The 21,915-nt window shown below is 40.5% G+C and carries 16 protein-coding genes; 7 read left to right on the forward strand and 9 right to left on the reverse strand.

The window, feature by feature from the left end:
• Positions 1-164: 164 nt before the first annotated feature.
• The 8 genes from Aru01_RS05835 to Aru01_RS05870 form a co-directional block, all read right to left on the reverse strand.
• A complete protein-coding gene (locus Aru01_RS05835; protein WP_155757999.1) occupies positions 165-932 on the reverse strand; it encodes a fimbrial biogenesis chaperone in 768 nt (255 codons plus the stop codon).
• A 26-nt stretch (positions 933-958) separates the two neighbouring features.
• Positions 959-2,617 carry a fimbrial adhesin EcpD family protein gene (locus Aru01_RS05840; protein WP_016657476.1) on the reverse strand — a complete coding sequence of 553 codons (1,659 nt, stop codon included), beginning with the start codon at positions 2,615-2,617 and terminating at the stop codon, positions 959-961.
• Positions 2,610-5,123 (reverse strand): CS1-pili formation C-terminal domain-containing protein, encoded by a 2,514-nt coding sequence (locus tag Aru01_RS05845; protein ID WP_016657477.1) that lies wholly within the window; start codon positions 5,121-5,123, stop codon positions 2,610-2,612. The genes Aru01_RS05840 and Aru01_RS05845 overlap by 8 nt, the downstream gene beginning before the upstream one ends.
• 6 nt (positions 5,124-5,129) lie before the next feature.
• Positions 5,130-5,810 (reverse strand): EcpB family pilus assembly chaperone, encoded by a 681-nt coding sequence (locus tag Aru01_RS05850; RefSeq protein WP_016657478.1) that lies wholly within the window; start codon positions 5,808-5,810, stop codon positions 5,130-5,132.
• 88 nt (positions 5,811-5,898) lie between these two features.
• A complete protein-coding gene (gene ecpA, locus Aru01_RS05855; protein ID WP_016657479.1) occupies positions 5,899-6,492 on the reverse strand; it encodes a common pilus major fimbrillin subunit EcpA in 594 nt (197 codons plus the stop codon).
• Positions 6,493-7,109: 617 nt separating this feature from the next.
• Positions 7,110-8,126, reverse strand: coding sequence for a ketol-acid reductoisomerase (gene ilvC, locus Aru01_RS05860; RefSeq protein WP_016657480.1), 1,017 nt, complete (start codon positions 8,124-8,126; stop codon positions 7,110-7,112).
• A gap of 43 nt (positions 8,127-8,169) precedes the next feature.
• On the reverse strand, positions 8,170-8,661 hold the full coding sequence (ilvN, locus tag Aru01_RS05865) for an acetolactate synthase small subunit (RefSeq protein ID WP_016657481.1): 492 nt from the start codon (positions 8,659-8,661) through the stop codon (positions 8,170-8,172).
• A complete protein-coding gene (locus Aru01_RS05870) occupies positions 8,658-10,385 on the reverse strand; it encodes an acetolactate synthase 3 large subunit (protein ID WP_016657482.1) in 1,728 nt (575 codons plus the stop codon). Before Aru01_RS05870 ends, ilvN begins: the two co-directional genes overlap by 4 nt.
• Before the next feature lie 599 nt (positions 10,386-10,984).
• Between Aru01_RS05870 and leuS the strand changes: the two genes are divergently transcribed.
• The 6 genes from leuS to Aru01_RS05900 all read left to right on the forward strand — a co-directional run bounded on the left by leuS (position 10,985) and on the right by Aru01_RS05900 (position 20,129).
• Positions 10,985-13,609: a leucine--tRNA ligase gene (leuS, locus tag Aru01_RS05875; RefSeq protein ID WP_040331409.1), complete on the forward strand. Its 2,625-nt coding sequence runs from the start codon at positions 10,985-10,987 to the stop codon at positions 13,607-13,609.
• Positions 13,610-13,702: 93 nt separating this feature from the next.
• Positions 13,703-14,245, forward strand: coding sequence for an LPS-assembly lipoprotein LptE (locus Aru01_RS05880; protein ID WP_016657484.1), 543 nt, complete (start codon positions 13,703-13,705; stop codon positions 14,243-14,245).
• Positions 14,246-14,263: 18 nt separating this feature from the next.
• Complete coding sequence (gene holA / locus Aru01_RS05885) at positions 14,264-15,250, forward strand: DNA polymerase III subunit delta (RefSeq protein WP_016657485.1); 987 nt, start codon at positions 14,264-14,266, stop codon at positions 15,248-15,250.
• 115 nt (positions 15,251-15,365) lie between these two features.
• Positions 15,366-16,706, forward strand: a complete 1,341-nt coding sequence (locus Aru01_RS05890; protein WP_016657486.1) for an efflux RND transporter periplasmic adaptor subunit — start codon at positions 15,366-15,368, stop codon at positions 16,704-16,706.
• Positions 16,707-16,708: 2 nt separating this feature from the next.
• Entirely contained in the window at positions 16,709-18,685 is a 1,977-nt protein-coding gene (locus tag Aru01_RS05895) for a MacB family efflux pump subunit (RefSeq protein ID WP_016657487.1), read from the forward strand.
• 13 nt (positions 18,686-18,698) lie between these two features.
• The gene (locus Aru01_RS05900; RefSeq protein WP_016657488.1) at positions 18,699-20,129 is read left to right on the forward strand and encodes an efflux transporter outer membrane subunit; all 1,431 of its coding nucleotides are present in this window, start codon (positions 18,699-18,701) and stop codon (positions 20,127-20,129) included.
• Between the two features lie 62 nt (positions 20,130-20,191).
• Here Aru01_RS05900 and Aru01_RS05905 read toward each other — a convergent pair whose 3' ends face one another.
• Entirely contained in the window at positions 20,192-20,995 is an 804-nt protein-coding gene (locus Aru01_RS05905) for an enoyl-ACP reductase FabI (protein ID WP_016657489.1), read from the reverse strand.
• 227 nt (positions 20,996-21,222) lie between these two features.
• On the opposite strand from Aru01_RS05905, the gene Aru01_RS05910 reads away from it, so the two are divergent.
• A complete protein-coding gene (locus Aru01_RS05910) occupies positions 21,223-21,906 on the forward strand; it encodes a response regulator transcription factor (RefSeq protein ID WP_016657490.1) in 684 nt (227 codons plus the stop codon).
• Positions 21,907-21,915: the final 9 nt, after the last annotated feature.

The raw sequence follows: 21,915 nt of genomic DNA on the forward strand, positions 1-21,915 counted from the left end.
AAGTCACTCTTGAATAGCTTCTAAAAATTAGCGCTTTTTTTATAAGTACAAAATTAAAATCCACTGAATTTCATTTGTACATTATTTATCACTTTGAATTTTAATACTGAGCAGCCTAATCCAATACAAGGCCTTTTCGCCTCTTATTATTGATCACCAACCTCCTACTCCACGCTATGTTTCTGCTCTTCAACGGACTGTTTTGTTTCTTGAGTTTCCTCAGTAGTTGCCAGTAGTGCTTTGTTATTTTCTTGCTCACACTGCTGACTAATCATGGTGTAGCTTTTATTAGCCACGATAAATTTTTGGTTTTTTTGCTTTACGATGTCATGTCTAAATTCTTCATCAGGTAACATATAAAACTGTGTCGAACTTTCATCATCCAGTTTACAGCTTTTATGAATAATGACCCGAAAAAAAGTATTCCCTGTATTTTTAATTACGCCTTCTTTTTCATCTATAACATATTGAAGTTTTTGTTTTCGAGGCCGTACCACCATAATGGTACTCATGGATACTTTCGGTACAAATGTCGTGGCTTGAGGTGTCACACCCTCTTCAAAAGCAGAAAATGGCACCTCAGAAAAGACCACTCGATAATAACGTTCTTGATCATCTTTAGGACCAATATAAAGCAACTTAAAAAAGTCTGTACTTTTAGGATTAATCTGCAAACTTAACGGTGTAAAGATCAGTTCACGCTCCTTTGCATAAACCATATTTTCACCATTTTCTCCCGGTTTATCGATCTTAAAAGACTGTACCGTATAGAGGTTTAAAGTACTGGTATCATTTTGCACAGGTTTAGAAATAAAACTTTCATCGGAACCCATCTCATAGATATAAGAAGAAAAATAGGCCGCTGAGGCGATATGGCTGAGCCCCATTCCAGTCAGGAGCAGTACAACTCTGCAAAAAAACGTATTTATCATATCGCGTTCAACAATCCGTTAATCAATTATGGGAAATTTACACCAATCCATTTTGCTACAACTTTAATCTCACCTTCGGCACGAACTTTACCCATCCAATCCAAACCTTCCATAGAAACCCCTGAAACTGGGTCACTCATTGGAAATATCAACTTAAGATCGGTTGTATAAAAATACCCTGACCCAAAACTATCCCAAGGTTCAGCTTGCCACATGGCGTTTTTCATATTTAATTTTTTAGTTATATCACAACCACTATAGGTCTTAACTTCCTGATTGGCGATATTTTGCATACTTAACCACGCCGGAATTGGAACCTTTGTTTTATTATCATCAGAAGTAAATAAACAATAAGATTCATTTTCTTTTCTTACACTAGGAGCACTCACATAAGCCTCTATGGTATCTGCTTGACGGGGTGCAGACTGCTTCACCATATATTCAAAAGTAATCGGATTGGGATCACCAATTTTCCCTGTTTTAACAGGCGTACTACCTTCAGGCAAGCCCTTAGGTTGAATACTGACACTATACTCACGTGGAATGAGTTCAACCTTTGTAGAGACTGAAAATTGATAAAAGCCTGACTGAGGTGCAACACTATTATCAACAGCGAATGTAAATAAATTATCAATATTACGAATGTTGACTTTGGCTTTAGCCAACTTTTGAAAAAATGAATTACTAAAAAACACTGAAATATAATTGTCCCCTGAGGTCATCATATCTTTCATACGGTTTAGCGCATTGGCTTGATCGTAACGCTTCCAATCCCCTGTACCACCATGAATACGTAAATCATATGTATTTGGGGTAAAACCAAATGATGCATTATCTGTAACCATATATAAATAGTAATAAAGTGAGAATGTGGTTGGTGAGCCTTCGATATTATATTTAAGCATCTTACACATAATTCCAGTTTTCTGATCAGCTGTGCCACCTGTAGGCACTGAACCATATTGACAGTAGGTACTATTAGGCGTCAGATAGGGTGTTCCATCTGTTCCATACCAAACTTCTTGGAATGCCTTCGTGTCTAATAACTTAATATGGGCATATTTGTTCAATGTAAAAAGATAAGAATACCAATTTCCCACCTTTGCATCTTTACAATAGGTACCATTCGCTGGTGAATACTCTTCCCTTGTTCCACAAGCATTCAATACAATATGCTCCTGACTTCCTATAGGCATTTTTCTAAAATGCTCATAAGCATTTGGTCCAAAAGCTGCACGTGCATATGAACCTCCATCCTCACCAGCTGATACTGCAATTTTATAAGCACCACGGTTATCTATCTTCGCAGCAGGCAGATAACCTGAGGCAGGACAACGTGTTGTACCTGCTAACATTAAACAACGAGAACCTACATAGGGTTGGTTAATTGAAGTTCCTTCAGTCCAATAATCGACATAACCATTAACGGCAAGTGCATGATTGGTTCCCATATAGCCAATAGAGGTCTGATTACTTTTATGTTTATTCCAAACATTGGAACCTGTAAAGCGTGGATCCAGTGCATCTGGAGCAATAAAGTACTCTTTATCAACATTGTTTTCGATAAAGATATAATCCTTAGGCGCTAAAGTTTGCATCGTGGGTTGTTTAAGTGCATGTAGATGAGTTGATGTAAAAAACACTACTGCACACAATACACTTACTTTTCTTACAATTTTAATCATGGCGTGCCGCCTCTAAACTATTTTTATTACTACTTGTTGGTTTATATTGGCAACGGACATCACCGAGCCATGCTGCACCACGTGCATGTTCAAGTTGCAGTGTAGATTCACAAACATCACCGTTAGCTTCAATCAAGGTCAATACTGGATAACGCTTGTCGACATCAAGTGAGAACTCTCCTTTGGCATCGGTCTTGGTTTTACCAATATGATTATGAATATTGGCATTGGCTGCAGGCTCACCGTTTGGATAATAGACGCGACCAAAGATCGTCACCATCTGCTTCACTTCTGGTTGTAATAATGCAACGTTACCCGGATACAGCGTGACACGACTCTTACGCCCTTCAGCAATACTCACACTATCAACCGATTTCTTATCATTCATCAATTCAATGACATACTCAGCATATGGTGCCAAAGGGATAAAGTTGTTTTTACCTGTTAAGGTATAACTTTGCCCGTTGATCTGCGCGGCCATACTGCCTTTATCTTTGAGTCCTGTTTCAATGATTACCCCTGAACTTAAGTTATGGTTTCCAAGAACCCAGTTATTCCCTGAAGTCGCCATAGAGCCTTCACTGCTGTAGTTTGCAGAATAGCTATTGCGAGAGGCGCTGACAGATAAATTCCCACTATTATATTTTGCGGCATAACCTACATAACCAGACGCAGTAAAGTTATCTACAATATCTTCGTTATTTCTACGATTTAACATTTGTGAGATATCAACACCAACACTATTAATGACTTGATCATTAAAATTCTGTTTATAACTAGCGTTGGCAAAGACGTTACGATTTCGAGTATTTACCCCTGCACTAAACCATCTGGAAAACGGTAGTCGTAAATCAAAATAAATATATTTGTCGTTATAACTTTTTTGAGTGTCATAATCTGAACGCTGTAAGCCGGTTCGAACTTGCATATCGACATATCGATTGCTAAAAATATTTTGGAAATATTCAACGTTCATCACACTATTACTGCGCTTTAAATCGTCAGAATAGTTAAAAGTCAGCATTCCTAACTTTCGATAGAACTGATTAAAGTTGACAGAGAAACCTAAGCTATAGTTTTTAGAGTCAGTAAAATATAAATCATCGCCGATCTCACTGATATCAAATGCTCCCCAAACACTAGCATAACCTTTGGGCAAACTATAATTAATCGATGTTGCTGCCCGATAAGAGCGATCTGTGGCAAACATGGTCTGTAGGTTAAAGTTGGTATTTGAGGTAACTGCGACATTACCTTCAAACTCCGCAACGAAGTTCGTGTCAAAACCATATAATGTCGATGTCAAACCTACGCCTGACAAATAAGCATAGTTTTTCGCGGCTGCGACACCCATTAACCAAGTTTTTTCATTATTATCAATTTGACCATAATTATGTCGTTTACTGTATTCCAACATCCCACCAAAAGCTTGCCAGCTTAATTGGCCTGTGACACTAGATTGGCGTCCATTGGTTTTATTGACTTGAGCAATCGTACTACTGGTTTCTTGTCCATTAATTACTGTTTTAACCTCAACGTTATACACCCCCATCGGGAAGGTTGAAGTATCGAGTTCGTGGCTACCCATAGAAAAGTTTTGAATACTGAGTAAACGCCCGTCGCGATAAACCTGAATGGTTCCTGCACTTGGTAAAAACACCAAAATTGGCACAAGGGTCTGCTTTTTATCTTCTATAACGGTGCTACTTTTATTACCGTAGGTTACACCATAAATTTTACTTGAGTTCAATGCATTTAAACTGGCAATAGATTGCATACTCCAAGTATCCATCATCCCGACAGCTAAACGATTACCCTCAAAATCACGCTCATATAAAGCACGGTACAAGTCAAAACTCGTATCAGAGTCACTACTATAAAAGGAACCATTAGCGATAAAGTGATGTTCTTCAATTGAACTTACACTATCTAAATTGATATAGGTGGATGACGTACTACGATTATCAAAATCACTATAGGAGGCTCCCAGACGATAATTCAATACCGATGAGAAATTTTCAGTTGTCGAGTCGCCTAATACATCAGAGCGCTTGATTAACTTTGTTCCTAAGGCCGATTTATTTACCTTAAGCTCCATATAAAGTGATTTTAAATCAAAAGTCAGTGCTGCATCAGGACCAATCGATAACTGCATATCTGGTCCAAAAGCTTGATCGAGTGATTGAATACTTTCTTTTACTTCTGCTGATAATTCTGTTGTTTGATTACTTTCATCAAAAATAATTTTTTTTACATAAAGTTGATTATTTTGGTATTCAACAACAGCATCGGCAACTTTTTGCTGGCTCTTGTTATCACCAACAACTAAATCTTCTTCGAATTTTAAATAAACTGGAACCGTAAAACCTTGGGCTAACATACTAGAAAGTGCTGCTGGAAATGTATATTTACCAATATGAATCACACTTGTTTTTTCTTCTGCACGTACGTTTTGCATACTCGCGAGTAAGATACCCATGACTCCAACAACCATTAGCCTGTTCATGATCACCTACCGTGGGACATTGATATATTCACTATCGTGCCAAATACCGATATTTGTTTTAGGATCTGCGGTTTGCGTATATTTCAGCGTTAAGCTTTTATTTGGCATCACGTAATAACGTTCGCGACATCCTTTACCATCGATATCTTTGGTGACGTCTTTACATGCTCCAGCAGCGACGATTCGAAAGCTGACATTGCCGGTATTGGTGACTTGGCCATCTTTATAGGTGTAATCAAATTTTTGTTTGCGCGGTGCGACGACCAATATGGTATTAATCTGAGCAACGGCTGAGGCTTGAGCAGTTTTGGGAGCAGTTGAATCTTCTGAACTTCCTACAGGTGCATCTAACCAAGACAAACGGTAGTAACGTTCTTGATCATCCGCTGGGCCTTGATAAATAATTTTGAATATATCTTTTGCAGTTCCAGGAAGAACCAAACCAGATGGTGTAGATAAAATTTCAGCAGCGGATTCCATTGGAATAATTTCACCACCTTCCATGGGGCTACTTAAACGTTGTACTTTTAAACCGACAAAACGCGCAGTTTCTGATGGATTTTCAATTTCTTTTGCAATCAAGGATTGTTTGGCTTCAATAATCGATGTTACATCACCCACATTAATGGCTAAACTTTGCATAGAGATTGCTAAACTACTGATCAATATTGTTATTTTTAAGTTCACTTATATACCCCTTATGAAACAACAAGGGAAAATACTCCCTTGTTGTTGATCAAAATTTATTTCAATATTTAACTGTTTTGATTAAATATTATGGGGCTGTCCAAAGTGCTGTGAACTGAACTGCAACCTCACCATCCCAACGACCATCAGTCAAAGTTGAGAGATCAGCAATATCAGCACCTGTTTTATCTTTTGCAGATGCAACAGTAAACATGAAGTTACTTTGTGCAGATGAACGACCAGTACCTGAATATGCATTTTTCAATGCAATGCTATCTAAGCCAGCACTGATATTGTTTTTAGTATCAATCATCGTTACTGCTGTTGTTTTATTTAATGGTTGACCATTCCATGCAACACCTACATCTAAAGTAGAACCATCACCACCACTACGCGTTAATGTATTACCCATCAACTTTGAAGATAGAGTAAAGTCTGTTGCACCACTTTGACCTTGAATCGTGACATCGAATGCACCAACTTGAGTGTTGAACCCTTTAATCCCTTCAGCGTACTGGAATACAAGTGATTTCAAAGGTGTAACTACTAGAGCACTCTTAGTGTCTTTAGTCGCGCTTGCATCCCATTTTGCAGTTGCAACTGCTGTAACATCGGCAAATGCTGAAGCTGCAAATAATGAAGAAATTGTTGTTAATGCGAGAGTAGACATTAGTTTTTTCATACAAACCTCAATTAATATTTAGTATTTACTGGTTCATTGCTAAGTTTTATTTCAGTTCCGGACACGACTCAATTTTTAATTTTGTTGCACCGCAACCTTTAAAAACACTGATTTAAAGTTTTGTATTAATCATGTGCTTTGTTTAAATCATAGGCAGTTTTTTACACACCAGCAACCAAATAATTATAAGTTACCATTCAAAAACAACAGTTTAATTCAAAGTAAACCGCTCTGAAATTTAATTTAGCCAACAAAAAATGACCATTTGTTTATTCAGATAAGAGATAAAAAAACAAGAACAAGCACCGATATTCGGCACATAGAGAGAGATATCATTAAAATTATTTTTAATATGCTATGTAGTACATAAATTTTTTTATTAAGAAAAAATAATTAATTCCTGTTACATAAATATTTTTAAACTTATAAGACCAACTTATGAAAAATATTCATTGATTACTTATATTAAATAAAACCTTATGATTTTCTCGCAAACAATTTCGTGATGATTTTCCTAAAATCTGACTCACTTAGCCCAAATACAACTTCAATACTCAGCAAAAAGGCAATAAAAAAACCCGCTCAACTGAACGGGTTTTTTAGATTTAGATCAGAACTTAGTTCTTTTCTTTGTCTACAATTTTGTTTGCTTGGATCCAAGGCATCATTGCACGTAACTTAGAACCTGTTACTTCGATACCATGTTCAGCATTTTGACGGCGACGAGCAGTCATTGAAGGATAGTTTAGAGCACCTTCTTGGATAAACATTTTCGCATATTCACCAGATTGAATACGTTTCAATGCATTACGCATTGCTTCACGAGACTGTTCGTTGATTACTTCAGTACCAGTTACATATTCGCCGTATTCAGCGTTGTTTGATACAGAGTAGTTCATGTCAGCGATACCGCCTTCGAACATCAAGTCAACAATAAGTTTTAGCTCATGCAAACATTCGAAGTATGCCATTTCTGGAGAATAACCAGCTTCAACCAAAGTCTCGAAGCCCATTTTAACCAATTCAACAGCACCACCACAAAGTACTGCTTGCTCACCGAACAAGTCAGTTTCAGTTTCTTCACGGAAAGAAGTTTCGATAATACCTGTACGACCGCCACCAACGCCAGAAGCATATGACAAAGCAACATTACGTGCATTACCAGAAGCATCTTGATGAATCGCGATAAGGTCAGGAACACCTGAACCACGTTGGAATTCAGAACGTACAGTGTGACCAGGTGCTTTAGGTGCAACCATGATTACGTCTAGATCTTTACGTGGAACAACTTGGTTATAAAGTACAGAGAAACCATGAGCAAATGCTAAAGTTGCGCCTTCTTTAATGTTCGGCTCAATAACATCACGGTAAAGTTGTGCTTGGAATTCATCTGGAGTCAAGATCATAACAAGATCAGCTTGAGCTACAGCAGCAGGAACTTCAGCAACTTTAAGACCTGAATTTTCAGCTTTTTTCCAAGAAGTAGAACCAGCACGCAGACCTACAGTTACATCTACACCAGAATCTTTAAGGTTTAATGCATGTGCATGACCTTGTGAACCGTAACCAATGATTGCTACTTTTTTGCCTTGAACGATTGATAAGTCACAGTCTTTATCATAAAAAATTTGCATTGCTATCTCCACTAAAATGCGTTTAATTGCGTTGAATATAAAACTAGATGGTGAGTACTTTCTCGCCGCGGGCTATACCCGAAACACCTGATCGAACAACTTCGAGAATGGTGTTTTCAGCAAGTGCATCAATAAACGCATCTATTTTTTCAGTTGTCCCTGCGATTTGTATCGTGTAAGTCGTTGGTGTTACATCAACAACTTGACCACGGAATATATCAGATGTGCGCTTAATTTCATCACGTGCGATCCCTGATGCTTTCACTTTAATAAGCATCAACTCACGTTCGATATGTGCGCCCTCAGACAAGTCTACAACTTTTACAACTTCTACAAGTTTGTTCAATTGCTTAGTGATTTGTTCGATCTTATGGTCATCACCATAAGTTGTGAGCGTCAAACGTGATAGTGTCGCATCTTCAGTTGGCGCAACATTGAGTGTCTCAATGTTATAACCACGTTGTGAAAATAAACCCACTAATCGTGAAAGCGCACCCGCTTCGTTTTCAACGAGTACAGAAATTATATGTCTCATTCAGTGCGCTCCCCTTTTGCTAACCACATATCACACATCGATTGGCCAGCAATCAACATTGGATATACGTGTTCAGTACGATCAACCATGACGTTAATAAATACACATTTATCGTTAATCGCCATCGCTTGTGCCAATTTTGACTCTAACTCATCTGCGTGATCAATCTGAATACCCACATGACCATAAGCTTCCATGAGTTTAGGGAAATCAGGTAAAGACTCTACATATGAACTTGAGTGACGGCCTTCGTAGTTCATGTCTTGCCACTGTTTCACCATACCTAATGCACGGTTGTTTAAGCACAAGATTTTGACGTTCAAACCATATTGCTTACAAGTCGATAGCTCTTGAATACACATTTGGATCGAAGCTTCACCCGTAATACAAACAACTTGCTGTTCTGGACAAGCCAATTTAGCAGCCATTGCATAAGGTAAACCTACACCCATCGTGCCTAAGCCACCAGAGTTAATCCATTGGCGCGGACGCTTGTATTTGTAATACATCGCACCAAACATCTGATGTTGTCCAACGTCAGAGGTAATGATGGCTTCACCATTAGTTGCGTTATAAAGTGCTTCAACCACTTGCTGTGGTTTCATGCCACCATCAGCTGCAGGTTGATAACGTAGACCATGAACTTTACGCCATTCATTGATCTGTGCCCACCAATTCCCAATTTCTTCAGGATTAGGTTTAGACACACCCAACTGCTTAAGCTGTGTCAACATTTCTTGCAATACTGGCTCAACTGCACCCACGATTGGGATATGTGCCATGATTGTCTTCGAAATAGTCGCTGGGTCAACATCAATATGAATGACTTTAGCGTTTTGACAGAACTTGGCTGGATTATTTGTTACCCGATCATCAAAACGTGCACCGATAGCCAAGATCACATCTGCATTATGCATCGTCATATTGGCTTCATAAGTTCCGTGCATCCCAAGCATCCCCACAAATTGCGGATCATCACCAGGGAAACCACCTAAGCCCATTAGGGTGTTGGTTACAGGGAAATTCAACAAGTGCGCCAATTCAGTCAATAAAGCAGATGCATTACCTTGTACCACGCCACCACCTGTATAGATGATTGGACGCTTCGCATGTAATAATTCTTCTACTGCTTTACGGATTTGCCCGCTATGACCACGTGTCGGTGGCTGATAAGAACGCATTTTCACTTTTTCAGGATAGTGATAGGCAAACTTCTCATCAGGAGCTGTCGCATTTTTAGGAATGTCGATAACCACCGGACCAGGACGACCACTTGCAGCAATATAAAATGCCTTTTTGATCATCGCAGGAATTTCACTTGCATGACGGACTTGGAAACTGTGTTTAACGATTGGGCGTGAAATACCGACCATGTCGGTTTCTTGGAATGCATCTTCACCAATCAAGTGTGTTGCAACCTGACCAGACAGGATCACCATCGGAATGGAATCCATATAAGCTGTTGCAATCGGTGTCACCGTATTTGTCGCACCAGGACCTGAGGTAACCAGGACAACGCCTGTCTTACCAGTAACACGCGAGTAAGCATCTGCCATATGACCAGCAGCTTGCTCATGGCGCACGAGATAGTGATTAATTTTGTCTTGCTGAAATAGCGCGTCATAAATATGTAATACAGCACCGCCTGGATAACCAAAAACGTGCTCAACGCCCTCGTCCGCCAAAGCGCGAACGAGCATTTCACCACCAGATAGAAGTTCCAACGTGATTCACCCTAATCTTTATTCCATACACCTATGGGAGACATAGATGATGATTCATTGATTCATTTGTGCACCTAGTTATAGCACACATAATTCTCAGTTTTTGCAACAATAATAAATTTTTTATAACGTCGTTGCTGTTTAAGCAAGGCTGTTATGTAAGACATGTTGGGATAAACATATCTTGCTGATTTCACCACACCAGATTAGGTGCAATGTATTGTGTGCGATGTCATGGATTCGAAGGGTGATCGAACCAAGCCATATAAAACTCAAGCAGCCATTTTTGATGTTTTGCCAGACAAAGTCAAGCATTCTAATTGAGTTTTATTGACTTTTTAGAAAATCAATTCAGGCGACATTTCATACAGCCACTTCTGGCAGAGCTGACTTAATATTTTTAGCAAAATCAGACCAATGATAATCTGCTACTCGCTTTAGCTACTTTTCAAGTTACGCGTCTAAGTTTCACGTTTAAATACAAAATAGCCATAGTCGCTATAAATGAAAAAAAGCCCAGTGAACATTCACATTTCAGGTCATTATGCGCTATGCTGTGCGACACACTTTCTTTTGACTATTGTTCTGATACGACGTTTATGACTACAAATCACATTGACCCTGAATATCAAGCCAGTGCGATTGAACCCAATGTCCAAATGGATTGGGAACAACGCAAGGTATTTAAAGTTGCCGATACTGTAACTGGGCCGCATCGCTATATCCTGTCGATGTTCCCTTATCCAAGCGGTCGACTGCATATGGGTCATGTGCGCAACTATACTATTGGCGATGTCATCAGCCGTTTCCATCGTCTAAAAGGCGAAACAGTGTTACAACCTATGGGTTGGGATGCTTTTGGTTTACCTGCTGAAAATGCTGCGATTGCCCATCAAGTCGCGCCTGCGAAATGGACCTTTGAAAATATTGCCTATATGCGCGATCAACTCAAACGTCTAGGTCTCTCTGTAGATTGGGATCGTGAGTTCGCAACATGTACACCTGAGTATTACCACTGGGAACAATGGTTATTTGTACAACTTTATAAAAAAGGTTTGATCTATCGTAAATTGTCTACAGTAAACTGGGACCCTGTAGATCAAACAGTATTGGCCAACGAACAAGTAGAAAATGGTCGTGGCTGGCGTTCGGGTGCATTGGTAGAAAAACGTGATATTCCAATGTACTACTTCCGCATTACCGATTATGCACAAGAACTTCTTGATGATCTTGATCAATTGCAAGCTGGCTGGCCACAACAAGTGTTGACCATGCAACGCAACTGGATTGGTCGTTCTCAAGGCATGGAAATTCAATTCCCTTCTGCTCAACCTGACGTTTATGCAGACAAACTGACCGTTTACACTACACGTGGCGATACCTTAATGGGTGCAAGCTATGTAGCTGTTGCGGCAGAACATCCTTTGGCACTCAAAGCTGCTGAAAACAATCCTGAGCTTCAAGCATTTATTGAAGAATGCCGTATGGGTTCTGTTGCTGAAGCAGATCTAGCTGTAGCCGAGAAAAAAGGCATGGCTACAGGTCTTTTTGTTAAGCATCCACTTACAGGTGCTGAACTTCCAGTTTGGATCGCGAACTATGTATTGATGTCTTATGGTTCTGGCGCGGTGATGGCCGTACCTGCACATGACGAACGCGATTTTGAATTTGCCAATAAATACAACTTACCTATTCAGCAAGTCATTGATGCGAAAACAGCAGATGATGCTGAGTTTAACAGCACTGAATGGCAAGAATGGTATGGTTCTAAACAAGGTAAATTGGTTAACTCTGCTGAGTTTGACGGTTTAGACTTTGATGCTGCCTATGCTGCGATCTTGGCTAAACTTGAAGCACAATCTCTAGGCAATAGCAAAGTACAGTTCCGTCTACGTGACTGGGGTGTATCACGCCAACGTTATTGGGGTTGTCCAATTCCAATGATTAACTGTGATAGCTGTGGTCAGGTTCCAGTACCTGAAGAACAGTTACCTGTAATTTTGCCAACTGATGTGGTGCCTGATGGTTCAGGTAACCCATTGAACAAAATGCCAGAGTTCTATCAAACGACTTGCCCATGCTGTGGTGGTGATGCTCGTCGTGAAACAGATACTTTAGATACATTTGTAGAATCATCTTGGTACTATGCACGTTTTGCCTCTCCTGACTTTACAGGCGGTCTGGTTAAACCTGAATCTGTACAAAGCTGGTTACCCGTCAACCAATACATCGGTGGTGTAGAACACGCAATCTTGCACTTACTTTATGCACGTTTCTTCCATAAATTGATGCGTGATGAAGGCGTAGTTGAAGGCAATGAGCCTTTCACTAACTTGCTCACCCAAGGCATGGTATTGGCTGATACGTTCTATCGTGAAGAAGCTTCTGGTAAAAAGACATGGTTTAACCCTGCTGATGTCGAACTAGAACGTGATGAGAAAGGTCGTAGTATCTCTGCACGCCTAATGACAGATGGTGAGCCTGTAGTGATTGGTGGCCAAGAGAAAATGTCAAAATCGAAAAATAACGGTATTGACCCACAATCGATTGTTGAACAGTACGGCGCTGATACTGCACGTGTCTTTATGATGTTTGCAGCACCACCAGATCAATCACTTGAATGGTCTGATGCTGGGGTTGAAGGTGCACACCGTTTCTTAAAACGTGTATGGCGTTTGGTCACAGGCTATCTTGAGCATGGCTATAAAGCGACTGAAGTTGACCGTAATAGTTTAAGTACTGCGGCTCAAGACCTACGTCGTAAAACACACGAGACCATTCAAAAAGTGGGTGACGATATCGAACGTCGCTATGCATTTAATACAGCCATTGCTGCACAAATGGAACTATTAAACAGCATCAACAAGTTTGAAGTTCAAAGTGAAAATGACCAAGCTGTTGCACGTGAAGCTATTGTGAGTCTATTGACCATGCTTGCTCCATTTGCACCACACTTAAGTCAAGTACTCTTAGCAGAGTTCAGTTTGGATTTAACCCAAATGCTACTCCCTGCTGTAGATGAAACGGCTTTGACACGAAACACACAAACGATTGTGGTACAAGTCAATGGTAAACTTCGTGCTAAACTTGATGTCGCTGTTGATATCAGCAAAGAAGACTTATTGAATTTAGCGAAAACTTTACCTGAAGTTCAACAGTTCCTCACTGGCCCGACGAAGAAAGAAATTGTCGTACCTAATAAATTAGTGAACTTAGTTGTTTAATTCAAATTAAACTACTTTAAACTGTTATCAACTAATTCAAGTCTCATCTACGGATGGGACTTTTAACTTGATTTAATTTCATAGGACATAAGCATGCACTTAATAAAACGAATTGCTGCAATTACGTTAACACTCGGCTTAAGTGCAGGCTTGGTCGGTTGTGGTTTTCATCTTAAAGGAACCAATCCAGCCATCGCGCCTATTGCCTATAATAAATTACAATTAGCAATGCCTAACAATAGCAATACTCAAGACTTAGAAAAGAAACTCGGTATGTACTTAACTGCCGCTGGCGTACAAATGAGTAACTCTAGCGATGCCTATGTATTACGTGTTTTAGACTATACGCCGCGTCGTTTAGAACTGAACGGTAGATTAGTTGAAACTTTACTGCGTCTTACTGTCACCTTCCAAATTGAAGATCAACAAGGTCGCCCAGTGACTGAACCTCGTACATTGACCGCTACACGCTCTTATCAGTATGACGTTGCTACAGTAAATACTGATGATCAAGAAAATCGTTATTTAAGCCAAATCTTAGTTGATGATCTTGCACAGCAAATTACTCGTCAGCTGTCTTCAAACCGCTTACCTAAATTACCTGTCGCGCAAACCACCCCTGCTCAGTCACAGTAATAATATGCAACAGACCTTATGAAGATTGATTATTTACAAGCACTTAAACGCGCACCTGAAGCGCGAGGTGCTTGGGTCATCCACGGACAAGAACCGCTACTTGAGCAAAATTTATTGCGTGTGTTCCGTGAATACTGGCAAGCTCAAAATATTGAGCGGCAGCGTTTTGACCTCAATAATGCCAGTGACTGGAAAAATGTCTTCGTTGCTTTAAATAGCTTGTCTTTATTTTCTACTCAACTTGCAGTTGAAGTACACGGCAACATTAAGCCTGATGCGCAATCTCTAAAACAACTCAAGCACTTTATTCAGCACAATCAAGACAACTTATTACTGATCGCTATGCCAAAGCAGGATGCCAGTAGTCTAAAGTCGAGCTTTATTCAAACTGTTGAAGCCAATGGTGTTTTAGTCACGCTTGCAGCAAATTATCCGAAAGATCGGTTAAATATTTTAAAAGTTGAAGCCGAACAGCTGCAAATTCAACTCGATCATGATGCGTGGCAATGGTTAGAGCAGCATCATGAACATAACTTACTCGCTGCAAAAAACAGTTTGATGCGTGTAGCTGACACCTTTCCAGATACGCAACTGATTCAAATTGAGCATTTACAGCAGTGTTTACAGGATCAATCACGCTATAGTAGCTTTGATTTAAGCGATGCACTCATTGCTGGTAATTTTTCACAATCAATCAAAATATTACAGTATCTACTCGAGTCGGGTGAAGCACCCAGCCTGATCTTATGGACTGTAAGTAAAGAAATGCGTCTACTCATGCAGTTGTTTGAACAGCCACAGAATGCATTACAACTGGGCATTTGGAAAAATAAAGTTGGTCATTATCAACAGGCTCTACGCCGCTTACAACCACAACAATTTTTAACTTGGCCAGCTCTGCTTAGACGTGTCGATGCAGCTATAAAAGGCATGAGTGCAGAAAATCCAGAGCATATTTTACAACTTTGTGTGGCGCAGCTCTGCGGCCAAACCTTATTTAAATGATAATATTTCGCATTTTTATCGCTTAGTACCGCAATCTACAGTAAAAATTCACCTTTTATCCTAAATTGACCTCTATAATTTGGTCAATTTTCATGTATTTCGGCCCAAGATCCCTATGCCAAAAATAAAACCGATCAAAGCACTGATCATTTTGATCTGTATTGCTCTCATTGCCGCTCTCGCTTGGTCATATTTCAAACCGAAACAAAAACAACCTGACTATATCAGTAGTGAAGTCACACATACTGACTTAGAGGATTCGGTTCTTGCCACTGGTACCTTACAAGCCGCACAAATTGTCAGTGTCGGTGCTCAGGTATCAGGTCAGGTGAAAAAGATGTATGTCAAACTTGGCGATGAAGTACAACAAGGCCAATTAATTGCACAGATTGACTCTGTTCCTCAACAAAACGAGTTTAAAACAGCTGAAGCGAATATTAAAAATCAAAAAGCTCAGCTTTCGATTAAGATTGCAAACCTAGCCAAAGTTGAAGCTGAATATAACCGTCAAAAAAATATGTTTAGCCAAGATGCAACCTCACGTGCTGAATATGAAGCATCACTTGCTGCATTTAAAACGGCACAGGCCGATATTGCTGCAAGTAATGCACAAATTGAACAGTCTTACTTAACCCTTGCAACCACTAAAGAAAAATTAGGCTATACCAGTATTGTTGCGCCTATTAGTGGAACAGTGGTTGCGATCGTGACTGAACAAGGTCAGACCGTAAACTCTAACCAAACAGCACCTACAATTGTAAAACTGGCTAAACTCGACACCATGACCATTAAAGCGCAGATTTCTGAAGCAGATGTTATGCGTGTACAAGAAGGTCAAAAAGTATATTTCACTACTTTAGGTGACAGTGAAAACAAACGTTATGCGACATTGCGTCAGATTGAGCCTGCTCCAGATTCGATTAATAACGAAACCAAAACAACAACGACCAGCAGTTCAACCAGTAATGCAATTTACTATAACGCTTTATTTGATGTACCGAACCCTGATGGCAAATTACGTATCGATATGACAGCACAGGTATACATTATTTTGGCTGAAGCTAAAAATGCACTGACTGTTCCATCAGCAGCTTTGCAAGCATCTAATCGTCCAGCTCGACGCAACAATGCTGCTTCTGCTGCAAAAGCGACAGATGACTCAAATAGCAGAAATAAAGACAAAAGTGGCGATGCTGCTGCTCAACGACCTAAGCTTCTTGAGTTAACTGCAGATGAGAAAGCATTAATTGAGCAGAAAAAAGCCTCTCTAGCGATGGTTCGTGTTTTAAATGAACAAGGTGAAATCAGCCGTCAACAAGTACTGGTTGGACTCAACAACCGCATCAATGCACAAATTTTACGTGGCTTAAAAGAGGGTCAGAAAATCGTCATCGCAGATGGTTCAGATGGCTCAAATGATGCTGCTAAACGTCGTGGTGGATCAGTGAGAATCTAAGCATGAGTGAACAACAGGCACTACTCGAGGTCAAACAGCTGACACGTGAGTTCCCTGCTGGTGAAAGCACTGTGCAGATCCTCAAAAGCATTGATCTCAAAATATATTCAGGTGAACTGGTGGCCATTGTCGGTCAATCGGGTTCTGGTAAGTCCACACTTATGAATATCTTGGGCTGCTTAGACCGCCCAAGTTCTGGCAGTTATCAAGTCAATGGTCGTGAGACACGTGAACTTGAACCAGATGAATTAGCAAAGCTACGCCGTGAATATTTCGGTTTTATTTTCCAGCGCTATCATCTTCTAGGTGATCTCAGTGCTGCTGGCAACGTCGAAGTTCCTGCTATTTATGCAGGGGTAGAAGCCAGTGTACGCCAACAACGTGCCAAGCAGCTACTGACTGAACTGGGTATCGGAGATAAAACCCAAAACCGTCCAAGCCAACTTTCAGGTGGTCAACAACAACGTGTTTCCATTGCCCGCGCACTCATTAACGGCGGCGATGTGATTTTAGCGGATGAACCCACTGGGGCCTTGGACAAAAACAGTGGTATTGAGGTAATGCGAATTTTGCGTGAACTCAATGCACTGGGACATACCATTATTTTGGTTACCCATGATATTAACGTCGCCAAAAATGCAACACGTATTATTGAAATCAGTGATGGTCACATCATTTCTGATCAGCCCAATGTCCCAGAGCAGCAGGCGGTCGCCCCTTTAGGTCACGAGAGTAAAACACATCGTCAGCAAAAGAAGGCCTCTGCTTGGCGTTCTGTGATTGATCGCTTTACTGAAGCTTTCCGTATGGCTTTATTGGCCATGAATGCACATCGGATGCGTACCTTCTTAACCATGCTGGGGATTATTATCGGGATCGCCTCTGTGGTCTCAGTAGTGGCCTTAGGTAAAGGTTCACAACAACAAATCTTAGAAAATATTAGCAGCTTAGGAACCAATACCATCACGGTATTCCAAGGCCGTGGTTTTGGTGATAACTCTAAAACAGCACAAGCCAAAACATTGATTCCTGCCGATGCAGAAGCACTTGCACTACAACCCTATGTCGATGGAATTAGTCCTTCATCGAACAGCAATGTCACAGCCCGCTTTAAAGATGTTGAAGCAGCGACCACTGTAAACGGTGTAAGTGAAGACTTTTTCTATGTGCGTGGTATGCAATTTAGCGAAGGCCAAGCTTTTGATAAACAAAGTGTACGTGTCATGGCACAAGATGTTGTGATCGACTCCAATACCAAAGAGAAATTTTTCCCTGATGGCAGTGATCCACTAGGTCAAGTGATTTTACTGGGCAGTGTACCGAGTCGAATTATTGGTGTCATTGATGTACAAAAAGGGATGTTTAACTCAGATAGTCTCAATGTCTATCTACCATACTCAACAGTATTGAGCCGTATGTTGGGTCAATCCAATGTACGCAGCATTATTGTTCGCGTTAAAGATCAATATTCGAGTACTGCTGCTGAAAATGCGATTTTAAGCTTATTAGAGCAACGTCATGGCACACTCGATGTATTCACTCAGAACTCCGATAGTATCCGTGAAACAGTTGAACAAACCACTGCAACCATGACGCTCTTGGTATCAGCCATTGCTGTCATTTCACTGGTGGTGGGTGGTATCGGTGTAATGAATATTATGTTGGTTTCTGTCACAGAACGTACTCAGGAAATTGGGGTGCGTATGGCTGTTGGTGCAAGACAAAGTGATATTTTACAGCAGTTCCTGATTGAAGCGATTTTGGTCTGTTTATTAGGGGGTGTGCTGGGTGTGTTGTTATCGCTGGGTATTGGCCAATTGGTTGAGCACTTTGCCAAAGGTACATTACAAATGGCGTATTCAACTACATCCATCGTCGCAGCCTTTGTTTGCTCAACGTTGATTGGTATTGTTTTTGGTTTTATTCCAGCACGTAACGCGGCACAGTTAGATCCAGTCGATGCACTGTCTAGAGAATAAAAAGGAAATACGCATGCAAAGTCATATAAAACCTCTACTAAGTATCGCACTCGTGACTCAGCTACTGCTCGGTTGTAGCGCAATGGTTAAAACACCTTATCAGGCCCCTACACTTGATGTCCCGACAGAGTTCTCTAATCGAAATCATCGGGGTCTACAAGCCGCGGCTTATGCCGATCAATGGTGGATGCTGTTTCAAGATCAGCAACTCAATCAGTTGGTACAACGAGTTATCGATCGTAATGCCGACCTCGCCATTGCAGGGATCAATTTACAACAAGCTTGGCTAAGAGCGGGCTTAGCCACTGACAAGCAAGGTATACGCGTTGGCAATGCCAGTGTTGGACTTGGTCATCAATTTGAACTTGATGGATCAGGACATCGTGATACAGGGATCAATATCGGCTACCCCCAACTAAGCTATGAAATTGATTTGTTTGGTAAACTTGCCAATCAGACAGAAGCCGCTAAATGGTCAGCGATAGCCACTGAGGCCGATCTACAGGCAACTGCTCAAACCATGATTGCAACCACAGCAACACTGTATTGGCAATTAGGTTATTATCATGAAAGTGATGCAACAGCTCGACAAAGTCTAGCGACCACAGAGAGACTCTATCAATTGGTGAAAAACCAATATAATAATGGTGCTGTTTCAGGTCTAGACTTAGCTCAAGCGGCACAATCTGTACAGAGTCAAAAAGCCAGCCTCAGCCAAATTCAACAGCGACTGGTACAAACTCGTACAGCGTTAGCGGTGTTGTTACAGATACCTGTACAACAGCTCAATATTCAAGAACCAGAGCGACTACCTAAAGCCACTTTACCTGTGATCGCAGCTGGACTGCCTGCTGAAATTCTCTCTCGCCGCCCTGATCTACGTTCTGCTGAACTGCGTTTAAGAGAAGCTTTATCGAATAAAGATGCAGTGAAAGCCAGCTATTATCCTTCAATAAGTTTGACAGGGAGTTTAAGTACTGGTGTGGGTATTGGGAGCAGTACTTCTTTAACCAATGTACTTAAAAACCCCGTAGCAACTTTAGGTGCTGGTTTAACACTGCCCTTCTTGCAATACAATGATATGAAGAAAAACATCAGTATTAGTAACTTGGACTATGAAAAAGCCATTGTTCAGTACCGTAAAACACTCTATCAGGCTTTTGCAGATACAGAAAATGCACTCTCCGCTCAAAATGAGTTGGCCATACAAGTTGCAGCTCAACAACGCAATCTAGATTTGGCTGTTAAAACGGAATATCTCACCGAGGTTCGTTATAAAAATGGTGCGATACCACTGAAAAATTTATTAGATGCACAGACCACTACACGTAATGTGCGTTTGTCTTTGGTTGAACTCAAACAAAGTCAGTACAGTGCCTATGTCACCTTAATGCAAGCTCTCGGTGGTAGTCCTATTACTCAGCTTCCTCAAGCAGTCTCTTAAGCTTCATTCAAAACAAAAAAAATCAGCACAACTTGCTGATTTTTTTATTGCCACACAATGGATTATTCACCCATCATTAACTCAGGGCTCATACCCACAGTATTAAAACCTGCATCAACATACAAAATTTCACCAGTGATACCATTTGCCCACGGCGAACATAAGAACAATGCAGCATTACCTACATCTTCAATCGTAACGTTGCGTTTAAGCGGTGCAGTTTTCTCATTGGCATCAAGCATCTTACGGAAAGACTTAATACCAGATGCAGCTAAAGTACGGATTGGACCTGCAGAAATCGCATTTACACGAATACCTTCTTCACCCAAACTTGAAGCTAAATAACGAACACCAGCTTCAAGTGAAGCTTTGGCTAGACCCATCACATTATAGTTAGGCAATACGCGCTCAGAACCTTGATAAGTCAGAGTTAATAAACAACCTTGACGAGCCAACAACAATGGTTTTGCCGCGCGTGCCATAGCAATAAAGCTATAAGCACTGATGTCGTGTGCAATACGGAAACCTTCACGATCAGTAACTTGAGTAAAGTCACCATCTAGCGTATGCGCTGGTGCAAAGCCAATTGAATGAACAACACCATCCAAACCATCCCAATGCTCAGCCAACGAGGTAAATGCTTGTTCAATATCAGCATCAACAGCAACATCGCAAGGGAAAACTAGAGTTGAACCGAATTGTGCAGCAAAATCATCTACACGTTTTTTTAATTTTTCATTTGGATAAGTAAAAGCAAGCTCTGCGCCTTCACGATGTAGAGCCTGTGCAATACCAAAAGCAATAGAAAGTTTGCTTGCAATACCTGCGATCAGAAAACGTTTACCCGCTAAAAGTCCTTGTGCCATATTTATTTCACTCAAATTTACTTTGTCACATCATGCCAAGTTTAGAAACGATTCGAAATTGCATAATGCATCTTTTTTAAAAATTAACTGATTTTTTTATGAAAATTCGTCAAAACTCAGGCAATCTTGATGCAGCAGCCTTTAAGCGCCGAACATCCCCATTTATAGGGATATAAACCCCTGCACTTTTCAGGCAAATTAGTCCTGTAAACAAAAGAGAGATGATCATGCTACAAAGTGAGCTCAGTTTTCCCGTACCGGTACTGGTGGTTGAGGATGAACCCCTTATGCAGGCACGTTTAAAAGAAATTTTAGAATTTATCGGTTATCAATCCGAAGATATTATTTTTGCACAAACACTACAACAAGCAGAAGAATTATTTAAACAACACAGTGCATCACTGGCTTTAATCGATTTAGGTTTACCCGATGGCAGTGGCAATGAATTTATCCGTTATCTTAAACAATTCGATGCCTCTATTGGTATTTTGGTGATCTCGGCGTGGAGTACTGAAGATGCAATTTTTGAAGCACTCAAATCAGGTGCAACGGGCTATGTCCTTAAAGAGCGTGATGATTTAGAAGTTGCTATGGCAATCCGCAGTGTATTACGCGGTGGCGCACCCATTGACCCATTTATGGCACAGAAGATATTAAAACAGCTTGATTTAGAAGAAAAAAAAGCTTGTGAAGATAGCCCTCAACAAGCTATAACCAAGATACTGACCAATCGTGAACAACAAATTTTAGAACTGGTTGCAACTGGCTTAAGTAATAAAGAAATTGCAGACCATATTAACCTTTCTCGCTATACGGTCGAGTCGCATATTAAACATATCTATCGGAAACTTGCAGTATGCACCCGAACCAAAGCTGTCGATACAGCACGCAATTTAGGCTTACTCGATTAATTCGCTTAT

It is taken from the genome of Acinetobacter rudis, assembly GCF_000829675.1.
GTDB lineage: Bacteria > Pseudomonadota > Gammaproteobacteria > Pseudomonadales > Moraxellaceae > Acinetobacter > Acinetobacter rudis.